Raw genomic sequence first — 15,698 nt, forward strand, 5'->3', positions numbered from 1 at the left:
CCATGCATGTGCTATCGGTGGTTTCAACGAAAGGTGGCGTAGGCAAAACCACAGTATCCGCCAATCTCGGCGGTCTGCTGGCGGATGCTGGCCTACGTGTTCTACTGCTCGATCTGGATAGCCAACCCACCCTCTCCAGCTATTACGCCTTGAGCCAGAAAGCTATTGCTGGCGCTCACGAGCTCATTGCACTCAAGTTAACAACGCCTGCACAGATTATTTCCAGGACCGTGATTGCAGGGCTCGACCTCATCATCTCCAACGACGCTCAGGGCCAGTTGAGTACATTACTGCTGCACGCCCCTGACGGGAGATTACGGCTGCGCAATTTGCTCGACGATTTTCGCCCCCGTTATGACCTGCTTTTGATCGACACCCAAGGCGCACGTAGCGTGCTAGTAGAGATGGCCATCCTCGCCTGCGATATCGCCCTCTCCCCCATCACACCGGAAATGCTAGCCGCCCGCGAACTACGCCGCGGCACTTTGAGGCTGTTCAGTGATCTCGAATCATTTCGTCACCTGGGTATTACGCCGCCACCGTTGCGACTGCTGCTGAACCAGGTAAATAGCATCCGAGTAGACACGCGAATGATCATCCGAAACCTGCGCGAGACCTTCGCTGGGGCTACCAACATCTCGGTTCTAGAAACCATAGTTCCAGACCGAGTGGCGTCTCTCAATGCCACCTCCCTCGGCCTACCAGTCCACCGAATCGAGACGCGCCGGTCACGCGAACGACGCTCGCCACCAGCATTGGAAACTATGCAAGCGCTGGCCATTGAGTTGTTTCCGGAATGGCGCGAGGCGATATCTACGGTGAACAGATGCGCGGATGTTCAATGAGACAAATCACCCAACTGGCATTTCTCACCCCGTCATTGAGTTTGATCGACCTTGAGACCAACCATGTTTGGCTAGGAGTCTTCTGATGTTGGATCAACTGCCCATCATCGTTCCACCCTCCATTCAACCCCACCACCGACCTTGTGAGGAGTACTGCACTGTGGTCTTTCGCCTGCAGGGTGGGCGCTCGGCCATGAACTGGTTCCTCGCAGAACTTTCCCGACACTTCGAAGGTTCAGGGACTGCCGAGATCGTCAAGTTCGAGGTCGGTGATCATTTGCACAACCGCCGTTAACTGAGGTTATTCAGATGAAAAAGCTCAGTCAGGAGGAAGTCACCGACAAGCTGCATCAGGACCATTTTCCTCGAGCTTCAGAACTGGAGCGGCTGTCCGATCCACTTGCTGACACGCCTATGTTGGTGACGCTGGAGCAGTTGCGGCCGTACGAACACAACCCGCGCTTCATCCGTAATCCTCTATACGACGATATCAAAGCTTCGATCCGTGAACGCGGGCTGGATCAACCGCCACCGATTACCCGCCGCCCCGGAGAAACCTATTTCATCATCCGCAACGGCGGTAATACGCGATTGGCGATTCTCGGCGAGCTGTGGCAGGAAACCCGCGACGAGCGCTTCTTTCGCATTCATTGCCTGTTCCGGCCTTGGAGCAATGAAATCACCGCCCTACTCGGCCATCTGGCTGAAAGCGATCTACATGGCCAACTCACGTTCATCGAACGGGCTCTGGCGGTAGCCAAACTCAAAGCCATGCTCGAACGAGAGGGAGCTGTGCTATCACAACGTGAGCTGGCACGACGTCTTGCCGCTGGAGGCTATCCGATTTCGCAATCACACATCAGCCGCATGTTGGACACCCTTGAACACGTACTGCCCGCCATTCCACAAACCCTGTATGCCGGATTGGGTAAACCACAGATCGAACGACTAATCGGTCTGCGTAGCCAGGCCGAACGAACCTGGAACCATTATCCAACCGTCACTGTTGCGTTCGCCGAGTTTTGGCTCGATACCCTGGGCGACTTTGACACCGACCCCGAGTCATTCGATCTTGAGCAGCTCCAGGATGAACTGCTTGAACGCATGAGCCGTTTACTCGGACAGTCCTACCGTATGTTGGCCCTGGAGCTGAGCGATACCCAACGAGTCATCTCGACGCCTGGCATTGTCATCACCACGCCCTCAGAGAACACCCCTCTGCCGAGCGTTAATGAAGCCGCGGCAGAACCTCTCTCCTCCGATCCTCATCCCAAATCAACTGAGACCAAGTCCCTGACCGAAACAGCGCGAGAGGAACGGCTCACACCGCACGAAACGAATGTCGTTTCAGAGGTCAGCCCTCCGTCACGTGTTCAACAGATTCGTGAACAGATCGAGCGCGAGATCTCAATCGATACAGCACCGACCGTCGAGGCATGCGCGATCGACGACATCTGGATCATCGCACCCACACTGGATAGCCCCGAAGAACTGCGTTTAGCCATTGCCGGACTGGCGCGGGAAATGGCGACCTATGCCGGACATCCCGAGAGCATCATCGATCAGACGCATGGCTTGGGTTTTGCCCTCAACATCGAGCCACTTGATCTTGCAGCGCCTCGCGCGACCGGCGTTCACCTACTGCTCCTGGCCCTGCTACGCGCTCAAGACGACGTTAACTGGGAAGACCGCAAGCAACTGCCCTCAGCCCTGTTCGGCCAGTTGTTGTTGGGGGTCTACCAAATCCCGCTGACAGATCGTCCCGCCGTGGATGTGGGACTGGAGCGACTGCCCGACGGCTTGCTCATCAAACTGTATCGCCTGATCCGCCTAGCCCGTCGCCTGGTCGACTTAACGCTTCCCCATGAAGTCAACTCACCGAAGGAATTGCCATGAGCTTATCCTTCAATGTGCTCAACCAGGCCATGCTGACCCAGGTCCTTCACGAGTTGCGCCTGGGTAACCTGCATCGCTGCAAAGCACTCGGCTTGGGTGAGGACGACATCTACCTGTTGCAATCCTTACCGCCCACCACGCTGTCGCGCCTGGCCCATGCCACTGTACCTTGGGTTGAGGTCAAGATTGACTCGCCGGTGCTACATCGGTTGATCGAGCAAGCCGAACGCGACGAGCAGAACGAACGGCTGATCAATCGAGCGCTCAAGCTGGGCGCCAGCAGCACCATCATGTATCGCTGCTTCGGCTTGGCGCATTCGGAAACCGCCCTGCGTCGACGCCTGCTCAAGATAGAAACCCGTAAGGGCCGTCCTCAGCATTTGAGCGAAGCCCAGGAACATGCGCTCTGGCAGCGATGGTGCCAGCTACGCGCGCAGGACGGTACCGAGGATCAGCTCGACGCCATGATGATGCTGGCCGAAGAACAACAGATCAGCTTGACCATCGTGTGGCAGCAGATCGACCATTACAGCAACGAAATATGAACACCGCCCCTTCCAGTCGCTGGCAGCGTGTCCTGCAGCAATGCACCCAACAGCTGAGTGAACGCTGGCCAGCACGCCCTACCACTGAACAGCCCTCTTACAAGGCTCTGCAAGCTGGTTTTCTGTTCAGTGGTCAATCACACGAAGTCGTGCCGCGTCGACTGCTGCTGGATAGTCGGTTGACTCCGTTGGAACGTAATGCCTGGCAAGTATTTCGACTCATGTTGCAAGACCAGGGCGTGGTCACGCCGCGCTATGAAGATTTGCAGCCGTACCTTTCGAGCGTGCCCTACGGTGCATCAGCTTCCCGTGAAACCATCGCCCGCGTCTTGACGATGCTCAGACTGACCCGCTGGCTCAGCTTGGTGAGTCGCGCCCGCGATCAGATCAGCGGACGTCATCAAGGTTCTCTGTATGTTCTACACGATGAGCCGTTAACCCCCGCAGAGGCCATGGAACTGGATCAGGATTACCTGGAGCTGGTCGGACATGCCCTCGCTCATGCCACCAAAGCGGTGCGTATTGTCGCCCAGCACGTAGTGGAGGAGGTCCGCCAGGACACGAATATCGATCGGGATCGGTTACCGACGCGGCTCGACAGTTGGGGAGAACATTGGACACAGCAAGGATTGGATCGGGCAACCGCTGACGCGTTACGCGACTCCGAACGGGGTGGCGATCACCGCGTTCGGAATCGTGCAGACCTTCGTTCGGAATCCGAACCAGGCTTGAACACCAGCGTTTCCGGCACCGTTCGGAATCCGAACGCCGCCTGTACTGTATTAAAAGAAAGTATTTGTACTGTACCGCGCGCGACCCCGGCGGTGGATAACCTGCTCTGGCCCACCCCACTGCACCTGAGCCCAAGCGAGCATCAGGCCGTCACCGTGGCGTTGAACAAACTTAAACCAGCGGATCGGCAGGCGGTGCTCAACGAAGCGGGGGCACGCTGTGCGGCCGGTGGAATCCGCAAGCCAGCGGCCTATCTGATGGGTCTAATCCAGCGTGCGCTGAAAGGCGATTTTCGTCCTTGGGCAGGTCAGGCAGAACCTTTACCCATTGCAGAACCGCCCCTACCGGCCACCTCGCGATCAACTCGACAACAGGGCGAACCCGCATCCGCCCTCGCACTAGCGTGCCTGAATGAGCTACGCCAACTGCGTGGCAAACGCGGTGGACGTCAGTAGATTTGATGCCACTGGCATCAAATCTACTGACGTCTACATAGTTAGCACTCTTAAACCAAACCGAACAGACCGCATTCAGCTTTTTGGCTGTCTTTACCCCTCATCTGTCGCAACGTTCCCCTCCAAGCGAATGCGAGGACATCACCATGGCCGATCACTATCAACTCAATCTGGGTTCATTGCGCAGCAGCATTACCCTGACCCTGCACACTCACCACGCCGCCCGTATCTGGCAAGGTCGGACCGCACGCGAAGGCGTCCACTCGATCATGGGCATGGCCGGTTACATCAGTGCCACCAACCTGATCAAACAAACCGCGGCCCAGGACGATCCCTATGCCGACTGGGCCATCGTGCAACTCGAAGAAAAACTGACGCAAGCCAAGATCGGAATGCTGGAACTGACCCAACAGCTGGATCGGATCAGACAAGACCTGCCGACGCAGATCGATATGGGCGACAACCTCAATATCCACCCCGTGACCTTTCCGTTGTATATCGGCAGCCAGCTGGGTTTTCTGGCGGTCTACCTGCTGACCGATTACGACACCCTGGTGCGTCGTACCCTATTGGCCCATCACACAGCCTTGATCGGTCGCAGAGACATGGAAGCCTGGATCGACGACGGTGCCCATCTGCTGCGCAGCCTGTTCGGCCAAGCGCAACGCTATCGGCATGCTGGCGTCACCCGCGACGACATGGCGGCGAACAACGCCCGTGCCATTGCGGCCATTGAGAAACTGGGTTTGCCCCCGATGGACATCCTTGAAGGTATTCGTCGCTCCCAGTTCGCGCCGCCAATCATTCGTCGTGGTGCGGTAGCAGTGGATGATGCTGACGCGTTGGCAGAGGAAGCCGGAGAGCCATCTGCGACAGTGGATGAGCCGGAGGACGAAGCATGAATCCCATGATCCCGATTCAACCAATGCCCTTCGAAGCGTTGACACCGGATGCTTATCGGCAGCTCGAACACGCTGCCTCCCTAAAAGGCCTTTTAAAACCTTTTAAGGGTAAGGGGGAGTTGGAGCAGCTGGCGCAGATGGCGAGGGAAATCGAGGCGCAGTTATGTGACTTGATGGAGGCTGTGGTGCAGCAAGCCGGACAGCCCCCTTACTCACTGCTGGGTATCCGATTGGTGCTGCAGAACACCAGCGCTGGCAGCACCTTTTTGCGTTGGCGCACCCGTGACTTCACCCGTATGGGGGTGGCGGTCTGGGAACGCCAGATCTCCAACAAAGCCCTGACGCAGGTAGTACGCGAGGGATTGCGCCGTTTCGAATGCAATCGCATCGCACTGAATCTACAGATGAGTGTGGTGCATTCGCTCTACCGCCAGGCCTCGACCTGCGCGATCAAAATGGCCAGTGCCGAACGGCTGCTGCGCCAATTCACACCAGCAGTGGAGAAATGACGATGAGTACTTTTTTTGTCGGCGAAGGCAATATCGGCAGTGCGCCAGAGTTCCAGGAATTTCCGTCAGGTAATGACGAGCCACGGCGTTTGCTAAGGCTGAATGTGTACTTCGACAACCCCGTGCCACGCGATGGCAGCTATGAAGATCGAGGCGGCTATTGGGCGCCGGTTGAGCTCTGGCACCGCGAGGCTGAACACTGGAGCACGCTGTATCGGAAAGGTATGCGCGTATTGGTCGAAGGCCGCACCGTGCGCGATGAGTGGGAGGACAGCGATGACAATGCGCGGGTGACCTTCAAGATCGAGGCCCGTCGAGTCGGCATCCTGCCTCACCGGGTGCACAGTGTGGTCATGCGGGAACGCTCCAGTGAACCGGCGGCATCTGCGACGCACGTCGGGCAAAATACAGAGCAGGCCAGTTCAGCTACGTCCAAACCCCGAAAGCGCAGAGGACAGCCATCTACGGACTGACTTCAGGCATAAAAATTGCGCCTTTGCGCGAAGTTGCTGGTTGTTATTACTCGCTGCTCGTGAAGATCCACACTATCGTCCACGCTACAATCGGCTAGCGGCCTCGGACCATTTATGCCCGTCCTCACCGACTAATATGAGGAACCTGCCATTCAGGTTTCTCATATCTCGCAACGGCTGTTTCCAACAACGCTGCTCCGAACTCAATCCGGAGTAGTTCCATGCGTCTCTTCCTCTGCGAGAAACCTTCCCAAGGTCGTGACATCGCCAAGGTTCTCGGAGCCACTCGACGCGGTGATGGTTGCCTGATCGGCACCGATTCAACCGTCACCTGGTGTATCGGACATCTGCTCGAGACAGCCCCACCTGAAGCCTATGGCGATCAGTACAAATCCTGGTCGTTGGATCATCTACCGATCATTCCCACGCAGTGGCAGGTTGAGGTCAAACCCAAGACTGCCGCGCAGTTCAAAATCATCAAACACCTGCTCAGCGAAGCCTCCACCGTCGTTATCGCCACCGACGCCGATCGCGAAGGTGAAATGATTGCCCGCGAGTTACTGGAGCTCTGCAAGTATCGAGGCCCCGTTCAGCGCCTCTGGTTATCCGCACTCAACGAGGCGTCGATTCGCAAAGCATTGTCCTCGCTGAAGTCCGGCCAGGAGACCTTCCCGCTCTATCATTCAGCCCTCGCCCGCAGCCGCGCCGACTGGCTGATTGGTATGAACCTTAGTCGCTTGTTTACCCTCCTCGGACGGCGGGCGGGCTACGACGGCGTATTGTCGGTTGGACGCGTCCAGACACCCACTTTACGTCTGGTAGTCGATCGGGATCGCGCGATTGCCAGCTTCGTCTCGGTACCCTACTGGGACGTGGATGTGCACCTGTCCTCAATGGGGCAACCATTCATCGCATCGTGGTTACCACCAAGCTCAGGACGAGATGAGGCCGGTCGTTGCCTGCAGCAGGCGCTTGCCCATCACGCGGTCCAAGCGATCTCTAGCAGTAAGACCGCCACAGTACTCTCGCTGCAGACTGAGCATTCCCGAGAACCGCCGCCCCTGCCCTTAGACCTGAGCACACTGCAAGAAGTCTGCTCACGCAAGCTGGGACTCGGCGTTCAGGAAACCCTGAACATCGTCCAGGCTCTGTATGAAACCCACAAAGCCACCACCTACCCGCGCAGCGATTGCCGATATTTGCCTGAGAGTATGTTCGACGAGGTACCCGCGGTATTCGATGCCCTGTTCAAAACAGATCCCGCACTGCTGCCCGCACTGGGAGGACTCGATCGATTACTGCACTCCCGTGCGTGGAACGATGCCAAGGTCACAGCGCATCACGGCATCATCCCCACCATCGAGCCGGCGAACCTGGCGCGGATGTCCGAACAAGAACGCCAAGTCTACGAACTGATTCGTAGCCACTACCTCGCGCAATTTCTTCCGCATCATGAGTTTGATCGGACCCAGGTCGAACTGAAGTGTGGCGAAGAACGATTGACCGCTGTTGGCAAACAGATCCTGGTCCAGGGCTGGAAAGGCTTGCTCTCCGACAACACCGAGGACGATGCGCCCAGTCAAAAGTCTCAAGTCTTACCAGACTTACAACAAGGTACTCAGTGCGCAGTGGACGACGTCGAACTCAAGTCCATGCGCACTGCCGCTCCCAAACCACTCACTGAGGGCGATCTGATCAAGGCCATGAAAAATGTGGCCAAGCTGGTCAACGACCCACGCCTGAAACAAAAACTTCGGGACACCACCGGTATCGGCACCGAAGCCACGCGAGCCGGTATCATCAAGGCGTTGATTGATCGCGGTTATTTGCTGAAGAAAAAACGCGCCTTGATGGCCTCCGCAGCGGCCCGTACCCTGATCGAGGCGGTACCTGCTGCGGTCGCGGATCCGGGTATGACCGCGATCTGGGAACAGGCTCTGGACGAAATCGAAGTGGGACGTCTGACCCTGGATGCGTTCGTCGCCAAGCAGGCGACTTGGATTGCGCAATTGGTCGAACACTGCGGAACGCTCACCTTGGCGGTACCTGTCGAAGCCGGTCCAGCGTGCCCCATATGCAATGCCTCAACACTCAGACGAAAGGGGAAATCAGGGCCATTTTGGTCGTGCTCCCACTACCCAGACTGCAAAGGCACTGTGCCCATCAGAAAAGATTCGTGTCGCCCATGACGCGCCATTGAAGATCAACATGAATATTGGAGGCGATGTACTGGTCAGTGCATCATCAACGGCGGCTGATACCTCTCTAAGTCGCTGAGTGGTTGTCCAATTTCACGCGCCAAGGCGATGCCTGTCGAAATCCATATCTGCCCTAGTTCGTTGAACGCTTTCAGGTGAGCAGGATTTTCGTTGAGCCAACGGACAAGGCTGTCGAAGTGTTCGTGGTTATCAGGGCAATCATGAATCTTGATGAACAGCTCCAGTGTTCGATCCCAGATCAGATCCATGACGTTCTCGCTCTGCTCTTCCATGCTCAACCATTCCTCAGCTTGGCCCTATCAGACCATTCATTCTCACGGGCCACCCTGGACTCTGATTCCTGGAGGAATAGAACCCACGTCGCATTACACAGCGATTTCAGCCAATATAGCAACCCAACAAGTCGATACTCAACCGTTAAGGATGTTCATGTCAATGGGTCTTTGCTCAACCATTCGGGTTGAACTGGAGAACTCATCACTTGGCACATAAACATCCAACCCAAGCCCAAATCGGGCGCATGATCGCGAAACACCGGACCAAGCGTAATCTGACCCAGGAAGAGGTGGCTGAGCGCATGGGGATCGGCAGTGAAGCCATATCGCGCCTGGAGCGGGGTGTAGTGGAGCTTTCCGTGGTCAAGCTGATGCAGTTGGCGGACATTTTCGACTGCCGAATGGATGAACTGCTGACGGAGTCGAGCAATCGTCCCAATGACCAGGGCCAGATGATCGCAGGTCTGCTGAGTGGACTGAAAGAAAGCGACCGTGCCTATATCTTGGCAACCGTCGAACAATTAGCCGCTCATCTCGCCAACAAGTGAGCTCCTTCGCTCGCATTCGATATAGGGGGCTCTGAGGGACGCCCTCTGTCTTGACGTCGTCCCACCCTCTCTGCTGTAGTGCCTCAGGATCACCGCCAACGGCGACCCAAGACCGATTCGCTCCGGGCAGCTCGGTCGGACTCCTAGAGTTCGGAGCCTTCTCTTCTGCGGAATTTCACTCCCATTTTGTGCTCGACCTGATTGTGGTGGCGGATGACCACTGTTGCCTCTGCCAGGCAATAGCGGTCATCCGCTTCGACGATCGTATTCAGTCCCGGAGCCCGCCGGGGAAACACTGGGCACCCTTTGTGCGCGGATGCGTGCCAGCAGCTTCCGACCCAGGCCACGACAAGGGTCGGTTGGCGAATCATGGCGCAGTTAAACCAAGTTTTGCGAGGAGCTTGTCGACTGCGTAAGACCGCCAAAGGTGGCTTTTCTGTTCCTCGCCTGGCACCCCGCCAGGCCCGCTCTTCACTTTCTTCAATCCAGTGACTGCCATTGTATTCCGGCCTTAAAAAATCCGGTTGCAGCGTCTTGACGCTCCCCTATGACAGGCTTATACCAAGGGCGTGGTTCGCTGTCGTTGACAGCCCAGCCCAGGTAGCCAGAACCTTCAAGGCTACGCCACGTTCGTGGTGGTTTACCCAAGTGCGATCAGCGTTCGGAAGCTCGCGCGGTTACCGCATCAGCGGTGATGAATGCCCACTACCCCATGCCTGCGGATCACCACCTCAGACGGTTTTCTGCTGCACAGCTATTCCCCAGACGCATCGTTCTGATCGTCATCGGCTTGCCGGTGGCGAGTCGTTCATCGCTCGACTTCACCTTACCCACCCTGACGGGGGCTCACTTCCCCGTCAGGGCCTGTGCGTCGCCGTTTTCCCTTGAAACAGGAGAACCACCATGGCCCACGCCAACCAATCCCAAGAAGCGACCACTTACTTCAATCTGCACACCACCGGTATCGGTTACCTCAACCGTGTTCGTGAAGTACAAGTCCGCCGCGGCCAGCCATTCATGGCCTGCGATATCGCCGCCCTGCACGGTGCCACCGATGCCGTGGAGTACACCCGCTTCGACTGCAAGGTCGCTGGAGGCGAAGCTGAACGTTTGATTCGTCTCTACATGGACGCTGTCAACGCCGAGAAAAAGGTCTTGCTGTCGTTCCGTATCGGCGATCTATGGATTGATCCGTTTCTCTACGAGAAAGGCGATAAACAAGGCCAACCAGGCGCCAGTCTGAAAGGTCGTTTGCTGTTCATCGACTGGATCAAGGTCAACGGCACGTTCGAATACAAAGCGCGCGCCAGGCAGGAAGCAACAGCACCTGCTGAGCAAGCGCCCACCAGTGAGCCATCTCCAATATCGGCTGAGGCCGAAGCTGAGGGGACCGACGAACCAACAGAGGCTCAGGTCGAACCTGAATCTTTACCCACTCCCCACACGGCCCGCCGTGATGCCACCCGTACCGTTCAGTCCGCCTGAACAGTCAACAATGTTCCACATAAAGGCGCTCCCTCGAGCGCCTTTTCTTCAATAGCACAGGAGAACGACATGGAATCCTTCTGGCTTTGCGACGACTGCCTGTTTGCTACTGCTTACGAGGATTACAGCACGTTATCGCTCTATTACACGACGGATGAAATTGAGAAACGCATCGCCGGCATCCATCGAGAACTGGTTCGGTTAATGCCCATCAGTGCCGACTTCGATCCCGAAACTGGCTGGGGAATAAAAGCTTTTTCCCCATTGCCCTGCGACGGTTGTAGTTCGCCCCTACACGGTCAACGCCACCGATTCACGCGACTGTAAACAGCGCGCCATCTGCTAACGCCCGCGACTCCACACCCACCTCGGGGACACCACTCCCCTCGGGCGTGTACCCCTGATTGTTCCCTTCGGAGGTACCACCATGAGCACCCAACTCACACTGATTGAGACCTCGGATTTCGAGGCTGATCGCATTGTCCAAGAAAACCAGGTGATCGACGAAGCACTGCATATTCTGGATCGTCGGCTGTTCGCCCGCGGCCCTAACCTGACGTCGCCTGACGCCGTGGCTTCATACCTAAAACTGCACCTTGTGCAACAAGAGCATGAAGTCTTCGGTGTGATATTTCTCGATGCCAAACACCGGGTGTTGGCGTTCGAAGTCCTCTTTCACGGCAGCATTGATGGTGCCAGCGTTTACCCCCGCCAAGTCGTTAAGCGCTCCCTAGCGCATAACGCCGCGGCCGCCATTTTTGTTCACAACCACCCCTCAGGTTGTACGGAACCCAGCCAGGCGGATCGCATCTTGACCGCACGGTTGAAGGAGGCCTTGGCCTTGGTCGAAGTGCGCGTACTGGATCACTTCATCGTCGGTGAAGGTCGTCCTCTCTCCCTTGCCGAACATGGCTGGCTTTAACCCTCACAGGCGTCTTCGGGCGCCTTGTTCATTTTCATTCTGGAGAACCTTCATGAACCCCACACACCAAGCTGCAGCCCTGCTGGCGGCCTCAAACCCATTTGCTCGCAGTTACGACAACCTTCATATCGATCGGCTGCTACTGATCATCTACGAAGACGACTGCCCTCCCTGCTTTCGACCAGTGCATGATGCACAAGCCCATCTGTCCGACGACGAGCTGGAACTGTTCCCCTGCCTGTTCAATGACGATTTCGCCGTGATCAGCGAAGGCCACTCCATTCCGGATAATTTGGATGAACGCTGTCAGTCCAGCGGGCTAGTGCGCCAAGTGATCTACGCTGTGATGGGCGAAATGCTCAACGAGCGGCATCACCTCGGTGATCTGTACTCCCTGGAAGAGGCCCAAGCCATGGTCCATCACTTGAGCTTCGAAACAGGACACTACAGTCGAGTCTGGGAAATCAGTACCGCGCACCTTCCCGAAGAAGCGATGCTTTATCTGCAGGAGTGGGTCAGTCACTTCGTTCCGAGGCAAACCGGCCTCTTGTTCGAGCTTTTTACGCTGCCAGATTGCTGCGGTATCGGTTGCAAACTGATCGGCACGCCATGGACGGACGAGAACTTGCTGAACATTGAGGGCAATCGTTATTCGAGCTTGAGACAAGAACAACTCGACGCAGGCACACCGGAAACTTTGGTCAACGTACTGTATTTGGCGGCATTGGCGGATGTGCGATTGTTGATCTTCGACCCCGACGCTGCCGTCTTGGATGGGCTCGCCATTTTCGATGAATAGCAACGTGTTCAGCGTTAACACGACCCACCTTGAATCAACTTTCTCACTGAATCGCTCCTTCACCTCATGTCAGGTTCTGCACTGAATCTGACATGAGGTTTTTTCCATGGAGCGTTTTTTCACGCCTGTCTGCCTGCTGGGTTTGTTGAGCGCCTGCACCGCGCAAATCCCCGACCCTTTGCCGACCAATCCAGAGATCGACAGTTACTCCAATCGGGCCCAGCACTCGAAGGGCATAGCCGAAGAAAGCCATCCGGCAGAGCTTCGTTATGGCCGCTACACGCTGGTCAGCACCGAGCCCACCACGGAACAACGCGATCTTCTTGCCCAAATCATTGACGTGAGCATCCCGTCCAGCCTGAACCCTTCAGTGCAGGATGCGTTGCATTACGTATTGCAGCGCTCGGGCTATGCGCTCTGCCCCGTTACCGCGTCGGTGAGGGTGCTGTTTACTCGGCCCCTGCCCGCGGCCCATTACCGGCTCGGCCCGATCTCTTTGCGCCGCGCGCTCCAAGTGCTCGCTGGCCCCGCCTGGCAACTCACGACCGACGAAGTCAGCCGTTCAGTCTGCTTCGAACAGCAGAAAACGGAGGCCGGCGTCGCGCTGATCACACCCGTCTCGCCCCATCAGTTGGAGGCACGCCCATGAGAGCCTCGACGTTTCAAACCCTCATCATTGGGCTACTTTGCTTGGCGGTCGCCGGCCTGAGTGGTGGTTTGTATAACCAGTATCAACGCGTGGCCGAACTGCAGAGCACGAACACCCAACACCTACAAACCCTGGACACCCTGCAACACGATTCAAGCGCCCTCAAGGATGCCCAGGAGAAGCTGCAGTACGCGCTTAAAGACCTGATGCAGATGGTCGATACTGGTGAGCAACAGGCCAATACCCTCGATCCGATGTTGGATCAGTGGGCGCAAGAGATACAGGAACTGCGTGATGGTCTCGCAGCCCGCGCCACCCAGGCAGACCTGACAGCGCTGCGCGCACGCCTTGAACAGGTCGAGCAGCAGCTCCTGGAGCACCAGACCCAGCCATCACCCCCATCGCCGACGCCTTCTGCGACCAAACCGAAAAAGACCGCTCGCCCCAACCCCCCCCCGCTCTCGCCACCGTTTTCAGTATTGAGTGTCGAGTACCGCGGTGGTGAGCGCTTTCTGGCGGTCGCACCTCATGACAGTCGCTCGCTCACGGATGTCCGGCTGCTACATAGTGGTGAGCAGCAAGGGGCTTGGCGCCTGAAAATACTGGAGCCGAACTCAGCCATCTTCGCGGTGGCCGCTCAGCCAGATCAGACCGTGCACCTCCCTTGAGTAGTGATCATGAACAGAGCGCTACTGCCCACCGTTGTCTGTCTCGCTTCGCTACTGGCCATGGGCGCTGCGGTGGGCAACCCCGTCGCGACACAATCACGGATCCAGGACACGCAGTCCGCTCCCCTGGGGCGCTCTGACTCTGAACAGGCGGCGAGCTGGGGTCTGACGGAGCAGGAGTGGACGCGCTTCGAACAGATCCAAGTCGGCCCGCGCGGTTTCTGGAGCCCGAACCTCGATCCGTTGACCGCGCTCGGGGTCGAGGCCCAGACCGACCAGGAACGCCAGCGCTATGCCGAATTACAGGTAGCGCTGGAAGCCAAGCGCGCCGAGCGCGAATTGGCCTATCAAAACGCTTACACCGCCGCCTGGGACAAGCTGTTTCCCGGGCTGCTGCCGATCCAGGGCATGGCATCCCCATCCCGTGCTAGCTCATCGGTCTTGCCGCGCCAGTCTCTATTTGTGGAGGACCACTGCCCAGCGTGCACCGTTGAAGCACAGCGTCTACAAAGCAGTGACACTGCGTTCGATATCTACCTGGTGGGCAGCCATGGCGAGGATGAACGCGTCCGTAGCTGGGCTCGGCAAGCCGGCATCGATCCGACCAAGGTCCAACGCCAGCAGATCACCCTGAACCATGACCGTGGCCGCTGGTTCAGCCTGGGTGCCCCGGGACCATTGCCCGCCACATTCCAACAGGTAAATGGACAATGGCAACGCCTCAACTGAGTGGTATTGCGCTCCTGCTCATGCTGCTCGCCGTCCAGGCTGACGAACTGCCGCCTCCGGCCTACCAACTGGCGGCGCATGATGCCGACATCCCTTCGACGGTGCTGTTCGCGATTGCTTTGCAGGAGAGTGGTATCCACGTCCGTGGTCGACTGCGGCCCTGGCCTTGGACCCTGAACATCGCCGGAACACCCTACCGCTTCGCCGCTCGCCAGGCCGCCTGTCACGCCTTGCTTCAGGCCCTCGCCCGACATGACGCCAAGCGGGTCGACGTCGGTCTCGGGCAAACCAACCTGGGTTACCACGGATACCGCTTTTCCAGCCCTTGCGAAGCCCTTGATCCCTACCGAAATCTCGCCGTGACCGCCGCGCTGTTGCAGGAGCATCACGCCGCTACAGGTGATTGGGTGTTAGCTGCCGGACGCTATCACCGCCCGGCAGGAGGAACGCCGGCCGCGCGTTACCGCGCCGGCTTTTCCCGAAAACTCGAACGACTGCAGGTCTCCTTCAAACAGAGCACACCACCATGAAGCGAATACCCCTTACCTGCTACTTCATCCTGCTCCTGGCGACTTTCGCCCTGCCGGAACTGACCGTAGCCGAGGATCAGCCTAACGACTTGATCCGCCCGCATTTTCAAGCTGCCAGGCAGTCAATAAACAGAACCCAGCCTGATTGGGCCATGCATGCGGACCTGTCCACGGTTGCCGATGAAGCCTGGATACTGCCCATCCGCAGCTCCCACTTGAGCCCCGGCCAGATCACGTCTCGCGCTCTAAACATGCCTGGCTTACGGCCATTTTTTCTGGTCGGTGACGATTCCCAGTCGCTGACTTGGCTGCGTCAACGCGCTGCTGAACTGCAGGAAATGGGCGCGGCTGGCCTCGCCGTTGAAGTGGCCGATAATGAAGCCCTGGCCCGGATTCGAGCAGCCGCTCCGGGCATCACCATCCTGCCGGTCAACGGCAACGACATCGCCATCCGCCTGCAGATTGAGCACTATCCCGTCTTGATCACTGCCATTTCACTGGAACAGTGAGTCCAGGT

The 15,698-nt window shown here is 57.6% G+C and carries 20 protein-coding genes; 19 read left to right on the top strand and 1 reads right to left on the bottom strand.

Features of this window, described 5'->3' with window-relative positions; all coding sequences use genetic code 11:
- Nucleotides 1-2 precede the first annotated feature (2 nt).
- The 9 genes from ACIOVD_RS03325 (at nucleotide 3) to ACIOVD_RS03365 (ending at nucleotide 8,546) form a co-directional block, all read left to right on the top strand.
- Entirely contained in the window at nucleotides 3-845 is an 843-nt protein-coding gene (locus ACIOVD_RS03325; RefSeq protein WP_401126101.1) for a ParA family protein, read from the top strand.
- An 85-nt stretch (nucleotides 846-930) separates the two neighbouring features.
- Nucleotides 931-1,140 carry a hypothetical protein gene (locus ACIOVD_RS03330; protein ID WP_029290900.1) on the top strand — a complete coding sequence of 70 codons (210 nt, stop codon included), beginning with the start codon at nucleotides 931-933 and terminating at the stop codon, nucleotides 1,138-1,140.
- Nucleotides 1,141-1,154: 14 nt separating this feature from the next.
- On the top strand, nucleotides 1,155-2,741 hold the full coding sequence (locus tag ACIOVD_RS03335; RefSeq protein WP_401126103.1) for a ParB family protein: 1,587 nt from the start codon (nucleotides 1,155-1,157) through the stop codon (nucleotides 2,739-2,741).
- The gene (locus tag ACIOVD_RS03340) at nucleotides 2,738-3,286 is read left to right on the top strand and encodes a DUF2857 domain-containing protein (RefSeq protein WP_401126105.1); all 549 of its coding nucleotides are present in this window, start codon (nucleotides 2,738-2,740) and stop codon (nucleotides 3,284-3,286) included. Before ACIOVD_RS03335 ends, ACIOVD_RS03340 begins: the two co-directional genes overlap by 4 nt.
- Nucleotides 3,283-4,473, top strand: coding sequence for an STY4528 family pathogenicity island replication protein (locus tag ACIOVD_RS03345; RefSeq protein ID WP_401126107.1), 1,191 nt, complete (start codon nucleotides 3,283-3,285; stop codon nucleotides 4,471-4,473). Before ACIOVD_RS03340 ends, ACIOVD_RS03345 begins: the two co-directional genes overlap by 4 nt.
- Nucleotides 4,474-4,619: 146 nt before the next feature.
- Nucleotides 4,620-5,375, top strand: a complete 756-nt coding sequence (locus ACIOVD_RS03350) for a PFL_4669 family integrating conjugative element protein (RefSeq protein WP_401126109.1) — start codon at nucleotides 4,620-4,622, stop codon at nucleotides 5,373-5,375.
- On the top strand, nucleotides 5,372-5,884 hold the full coding sequence (locus ACIOVD_RS03355; RefSeq protein WP_401126111.1) for a DUF3158 family protein: 513 nt from the start codon (nucleotides 5,372-5,374) through the stop codon (nucleotides 5,882-5,884). Before ACIOVD_RS03350 ends, ACIOVD_RS03355 begins: the two co-directional genes overlap by 4 nt.
- A 2-nt stretch (nucleotides 5,885-5,886) precedes the next feature.
- The gene (locus tag ACIOVD_RS03360) at nucleotides 5,887-6,357 is read left to right on the top strand and encodes a single-stranded DNA-binding protein (protein WP_159994866.1); all 471 of its coding nucleotides are present in this window, start codon (nucleotides 5,887-5,889) and stop codon (nucleotides 6,355-6,357) included.
- A gap of 221 nt (nucleotides 6,358-6,578) precedes the next feature.
- Entirely contained in the window at nucleotides 6,579-8,546 is a 1,968-nt protein-coding gene (locus tag ACIOVD_RS03365) for a DNA topoisomerase III (protein ID WP_401126113.1), read from the top strand.
- A 44-nt stretch (nucleotides 8,547-8,590) separates the two neighbouring features.
- Here ACIOVD_RS03365 and ACIOVD_RS03370 read toward each other — a convergent pair whose 3' ends face one another.
- A complete protein-coding gene (locus ACIOVD_RS03370; RefSeq protein WP_029290884.1) occupies nucleotides 8,591-8,848 on the bottom strand; it encodes a hypothetical protein in 258 nt (85 codons plus the stop codon).
- Between the two features lie 209 nt (nucleotides 8,849-9,057).
- Here ACIOVD_RS03370 and ACIOVD_RS03375 point away from each other — a divergent pair, with 209 nt between their 5' ends.
- The 10 genes from ACIOVD_RS03375 (at nucleotide 9,058) to ACIOVD_RS03420 (ending at nucleotide 15,690) form a co-directional block, all read left to right on the top strand.
- Complete coding sequence (locus ACIOVD_RS03375) at nucleotides 9,058-9,399, top strand: helix-turn-helix domain-containing protein (protein ID WP_401126115.1); 342 nt, start codon at nucleotides 9,058-9,060, stop codon at nucleotides 9,397-9,399.
- A 903-nt stretch (nucleotides 9,400-10,302) separates the two neighbouring features.
- Entirely contained in the window at nucleotides 10,303-10,884 is a 582-nt protein-coding gene (locus ACIOVD_RS03380) for an STY4534 family ICE replication protein (RefSeq protein WP_401126117.1), read from the top strand.
- A gap of 69 nt (nucleotides 10,885-10,953) precedes the next feature.
- Complete coding sequence (locus tag ACIOVD_RS03385) at nucleotides 10,954-11,211, top strand: hypothetical protein (RefSeq protein WP_093432336.1); 258 nt, start codon at nucleotides 10,954-10,956, stop codon at nucleotides 11,209-11,211.
- Between the two features lie 100 nt (nucleotides 11,212-11,311).
- The gene (gene radC, locus ACIOVD_RS03390) at nucleotides 11,312-11,806 is read left to right on the top strand and encodes a DNA repair protein RadC (RefSeq protein WP_159994858.1); all 495 of its coding nucleotides are present in this window, start codon (nucleotides 11,312-11,314) and stop codon (nucleotides 11,804-11,806) included.
- Between the two features lie 52 nt (nucleotides 11,807-11,858).
- Nucleotides 11,859-12,605: an ABC transporter substrate-binding protein gene (locus ACIOVD_RS03395; protein WP_401126119.1), complete on the top strand. Its 747-nt coding sequence runs from the start codon at nucleotides 11,859-11,861 to the stop codon at nucleotides 12,603-12,605.
- Nucleotides 12,606-12,711: 106 nt separating this feature from the next.
- Nucleotides 12,712-13,254: a PilL N-terminal domain-containing protein gene (locus ACIOVD_RS03400; protein WP_401126121.1), complete on the top strand. Its 543-nt coding sequence runs from the start codon at nucleotides 12,712-12,714 to the stop codon at nucleotides 13,252-13,254.
- Nucleotides 13,251-13,922, top strand: a complete 672-nt coding sequence (locus ACIOVD_RS03405; RefSeq protein WP_401126123.1) for a chemotaxis protein — start codon at nucleotides 13,251-13,253, stop codon at nucleotides 13,920-13,922. Before ACIOVD_RS03400 ends, ACIOVD_RS03405 begins: the two co-directional genes overlap by 4 nt.
- A 9-nt stretch (nucleotides 13,923-13,931) precedes the next feature.
- On the top strand, nucleotides 13,932-14,651 hold the full coding sequence (locus tag ACIOVD_RS03410) for a TIGR03759 family integrating conjugative element protein (protein ID WP_401126125.1): 720 nt from the start codon (nucleotides 13,932-13,934) through the stop codon (nucleotides 14,649-14,651).
- Nucleotides 14,633-15,181: a lytic transglycosylase gene (locus ACIOVD_RS03415; RefSeq protein WP_401126126.1), complete on the top strand. Its 549-nt coding sequence runs from the start codon at nucleotides 14,633-14,635 to the stop codon at nucleotides 15,179-15,181. Before ACIOVD_RS03410 ends, ACIOVD_RS03415 begins: the two co-directional genes overlap by 19 nt.
- A complete protein-coding gene (locus tag ACIOVD_RS03420; RefSeq protein WP_401126128.1) occupies nucleotides 15,178-15,690 on the top strand; it encodes an integrating conjugative element protein in 513 nt (170 codons plus the stop codon). The genes ACIOVD_RS03415 and ACIOVD_RS03420 overlap by 4 nt, the downstream gene beginning before the upstream one ends.
- The last annotated feature ends 8 nt before the right edge of the window (nucleotides 15,691-15,698 follow it).

The sequence above is a fragment of the Pseudomonas sp. NPDC087626 genome (assembly GCF_044743405.1).
GTDB lineage: Bacteria > Pseudomonadota > Gammaproteobacteria > Pseudomonadales > Pseudomonadaceae > Aquipseudomonas.

What these genes read in the sequence shown, in the direction of transcription:
- ACIOVD_RS03380 (WP_401126117.1), top strand. Translation starts at nt 10,303, where the DNA reads ATGGCCCACGCCAACCAATCCCAAGAAGCGACCACTTACTTCAATCTG.
- ACIOVD_RS03330 (WP_029290900.1), top strand. Translation starts at nt 931, where the DNA reads ATGTTGGATCAACTGCCCATCATCGTTCCACCCTCCATTCAACCCCAC.
- ACIOVD_RS03420 (WP_401126128.1), top strand. Translation starts at nt 15,178, where the DNA reads ATGAAGCGAATACCCCTTACCTGCTACTTCATCCTGCTCCTGGCGACT.
- ACIOVD_RS03405 (WP_401126123.1), top strand. Translation starts at nt 13,251, where the DNA reads ATGAGAGCCTCGACGTTTCAAACCCTCATCATTGGGCTACTTTGCTTG.
- ACIOVD_RS03350 (WP_401126109.1), top strand. Translation starts at nt 4,620, where the DNA reads ATGGCCGATCACTATCAACTCAATCTGGGTTCATTGCGCAGCAGCATT.
- ACIOVD_RS03385 (WP_093432336.1), top strand. Translation starts at nt 10,954, where the DNA reads ATGGAATCCTTCTGGCTTTGCGACGACTGCCTGTTTGCTACTGCTTAC.
- ACIOVD_RS03400 (WP_401126121.1), top strand. Translation starts at nt 12,712, where the DNA reads ATGGAGCGTTTTTTCACGCCTGTCTGCCTGCTGGGTTTGTTGAGCGCC.
- ACIOVD_RS03345 (WP_401126107.1), top strand. Translation starts at nt 3,283, where the DNA reads ATGAACACCGCCCCTTCCAGTCGCTGGCAGCGTGTCCTGCAGCAATGC.
- ACIOVD_RS03340 (WP_401126105.1), top strand. Translation starts at nt 2,738, where the DNA reads ATGAGCTTATCCTTCAATGTGCTCAACCAGGCCATGCTGACCCAGGTC.
- ACIOVD_RS03365 (WP_401126113.1), top strand. Translation starts at nt 6,579, where the DNA reads ATGCGTCTCTTCCTCTGCGAGAAACCTTCCCAAGGTCGTGACATCGCC.
- ACIOVD_RS03335 (WP_401126103.1), top strand. Translation starts at nt 1,155, where the DNA reads ATGAAAAAGCTCAGTCAGGAGGAAGTCACCGACAAGCTGCATCAGGAC.
- ACIOVD_RS03355 (WP_401126111.1), top strand. Translation starts at nt 5,372, where the DNA reads ATGAATCCCATGATCCCGATTCAACCAATGCCCTTCGAAGCGTTGACA.
- ACIOVD_RS03325 (WP_401126101.1), top strand. Translation starts at nt 3, where the DNA reads ATGCATGTGCTATCGGTGGTTTCAACGAAAGGTGGCGTAGGCAAAACC.
- ACIOVD_RS03360 (WP_159994866.1), top strand. Translation starts at nt 5,887, where the DNA reads ATGAGTACTTTTTTTGTCGGCGAAGGCAATATCGGCAGTGCGCCAGAG.
- ACIOVD_RS03395 (WP_401126119.1), top strand. Translation starts at nt 11,859, where the DNA reads ATGAACCCCACACACCAAGCTGCAGCCCTGCTGGCGGCCTCAAACCCA.
- ACIOVD_RS03415 (WP_401126126.1), top strand. Translation starts at nt 14,633, where the DNA reads ATGGCAACGCCTCAACTGAGTGGTATTGCGCTCCTGCTCATGCTGCTC.
- ACIOVD_RS03370 (WP_029290884.1), bottom strand. Translation starts at nt 8,848, where the DNA reads ATGGAAGAGCAGAGCGAGAACGTCATGGATCTGATCTGGGATCGAACA.
- ACIOVD_RS03410 (WP_401126125.1), top strand. Translation starts at nt 13,932, where the DNA reads ATGAACAGAGCGCTACTGCCCACCGTTGTCTGTCTCGCTTCGCTACTG.
- radC (WP_159994858.1), top strand. Translation starts at nt 11,312, where the DNA reads ATGAGCACCCAACTCACACTGATTGAGACCTCGGATTTCGAGGCTGAT.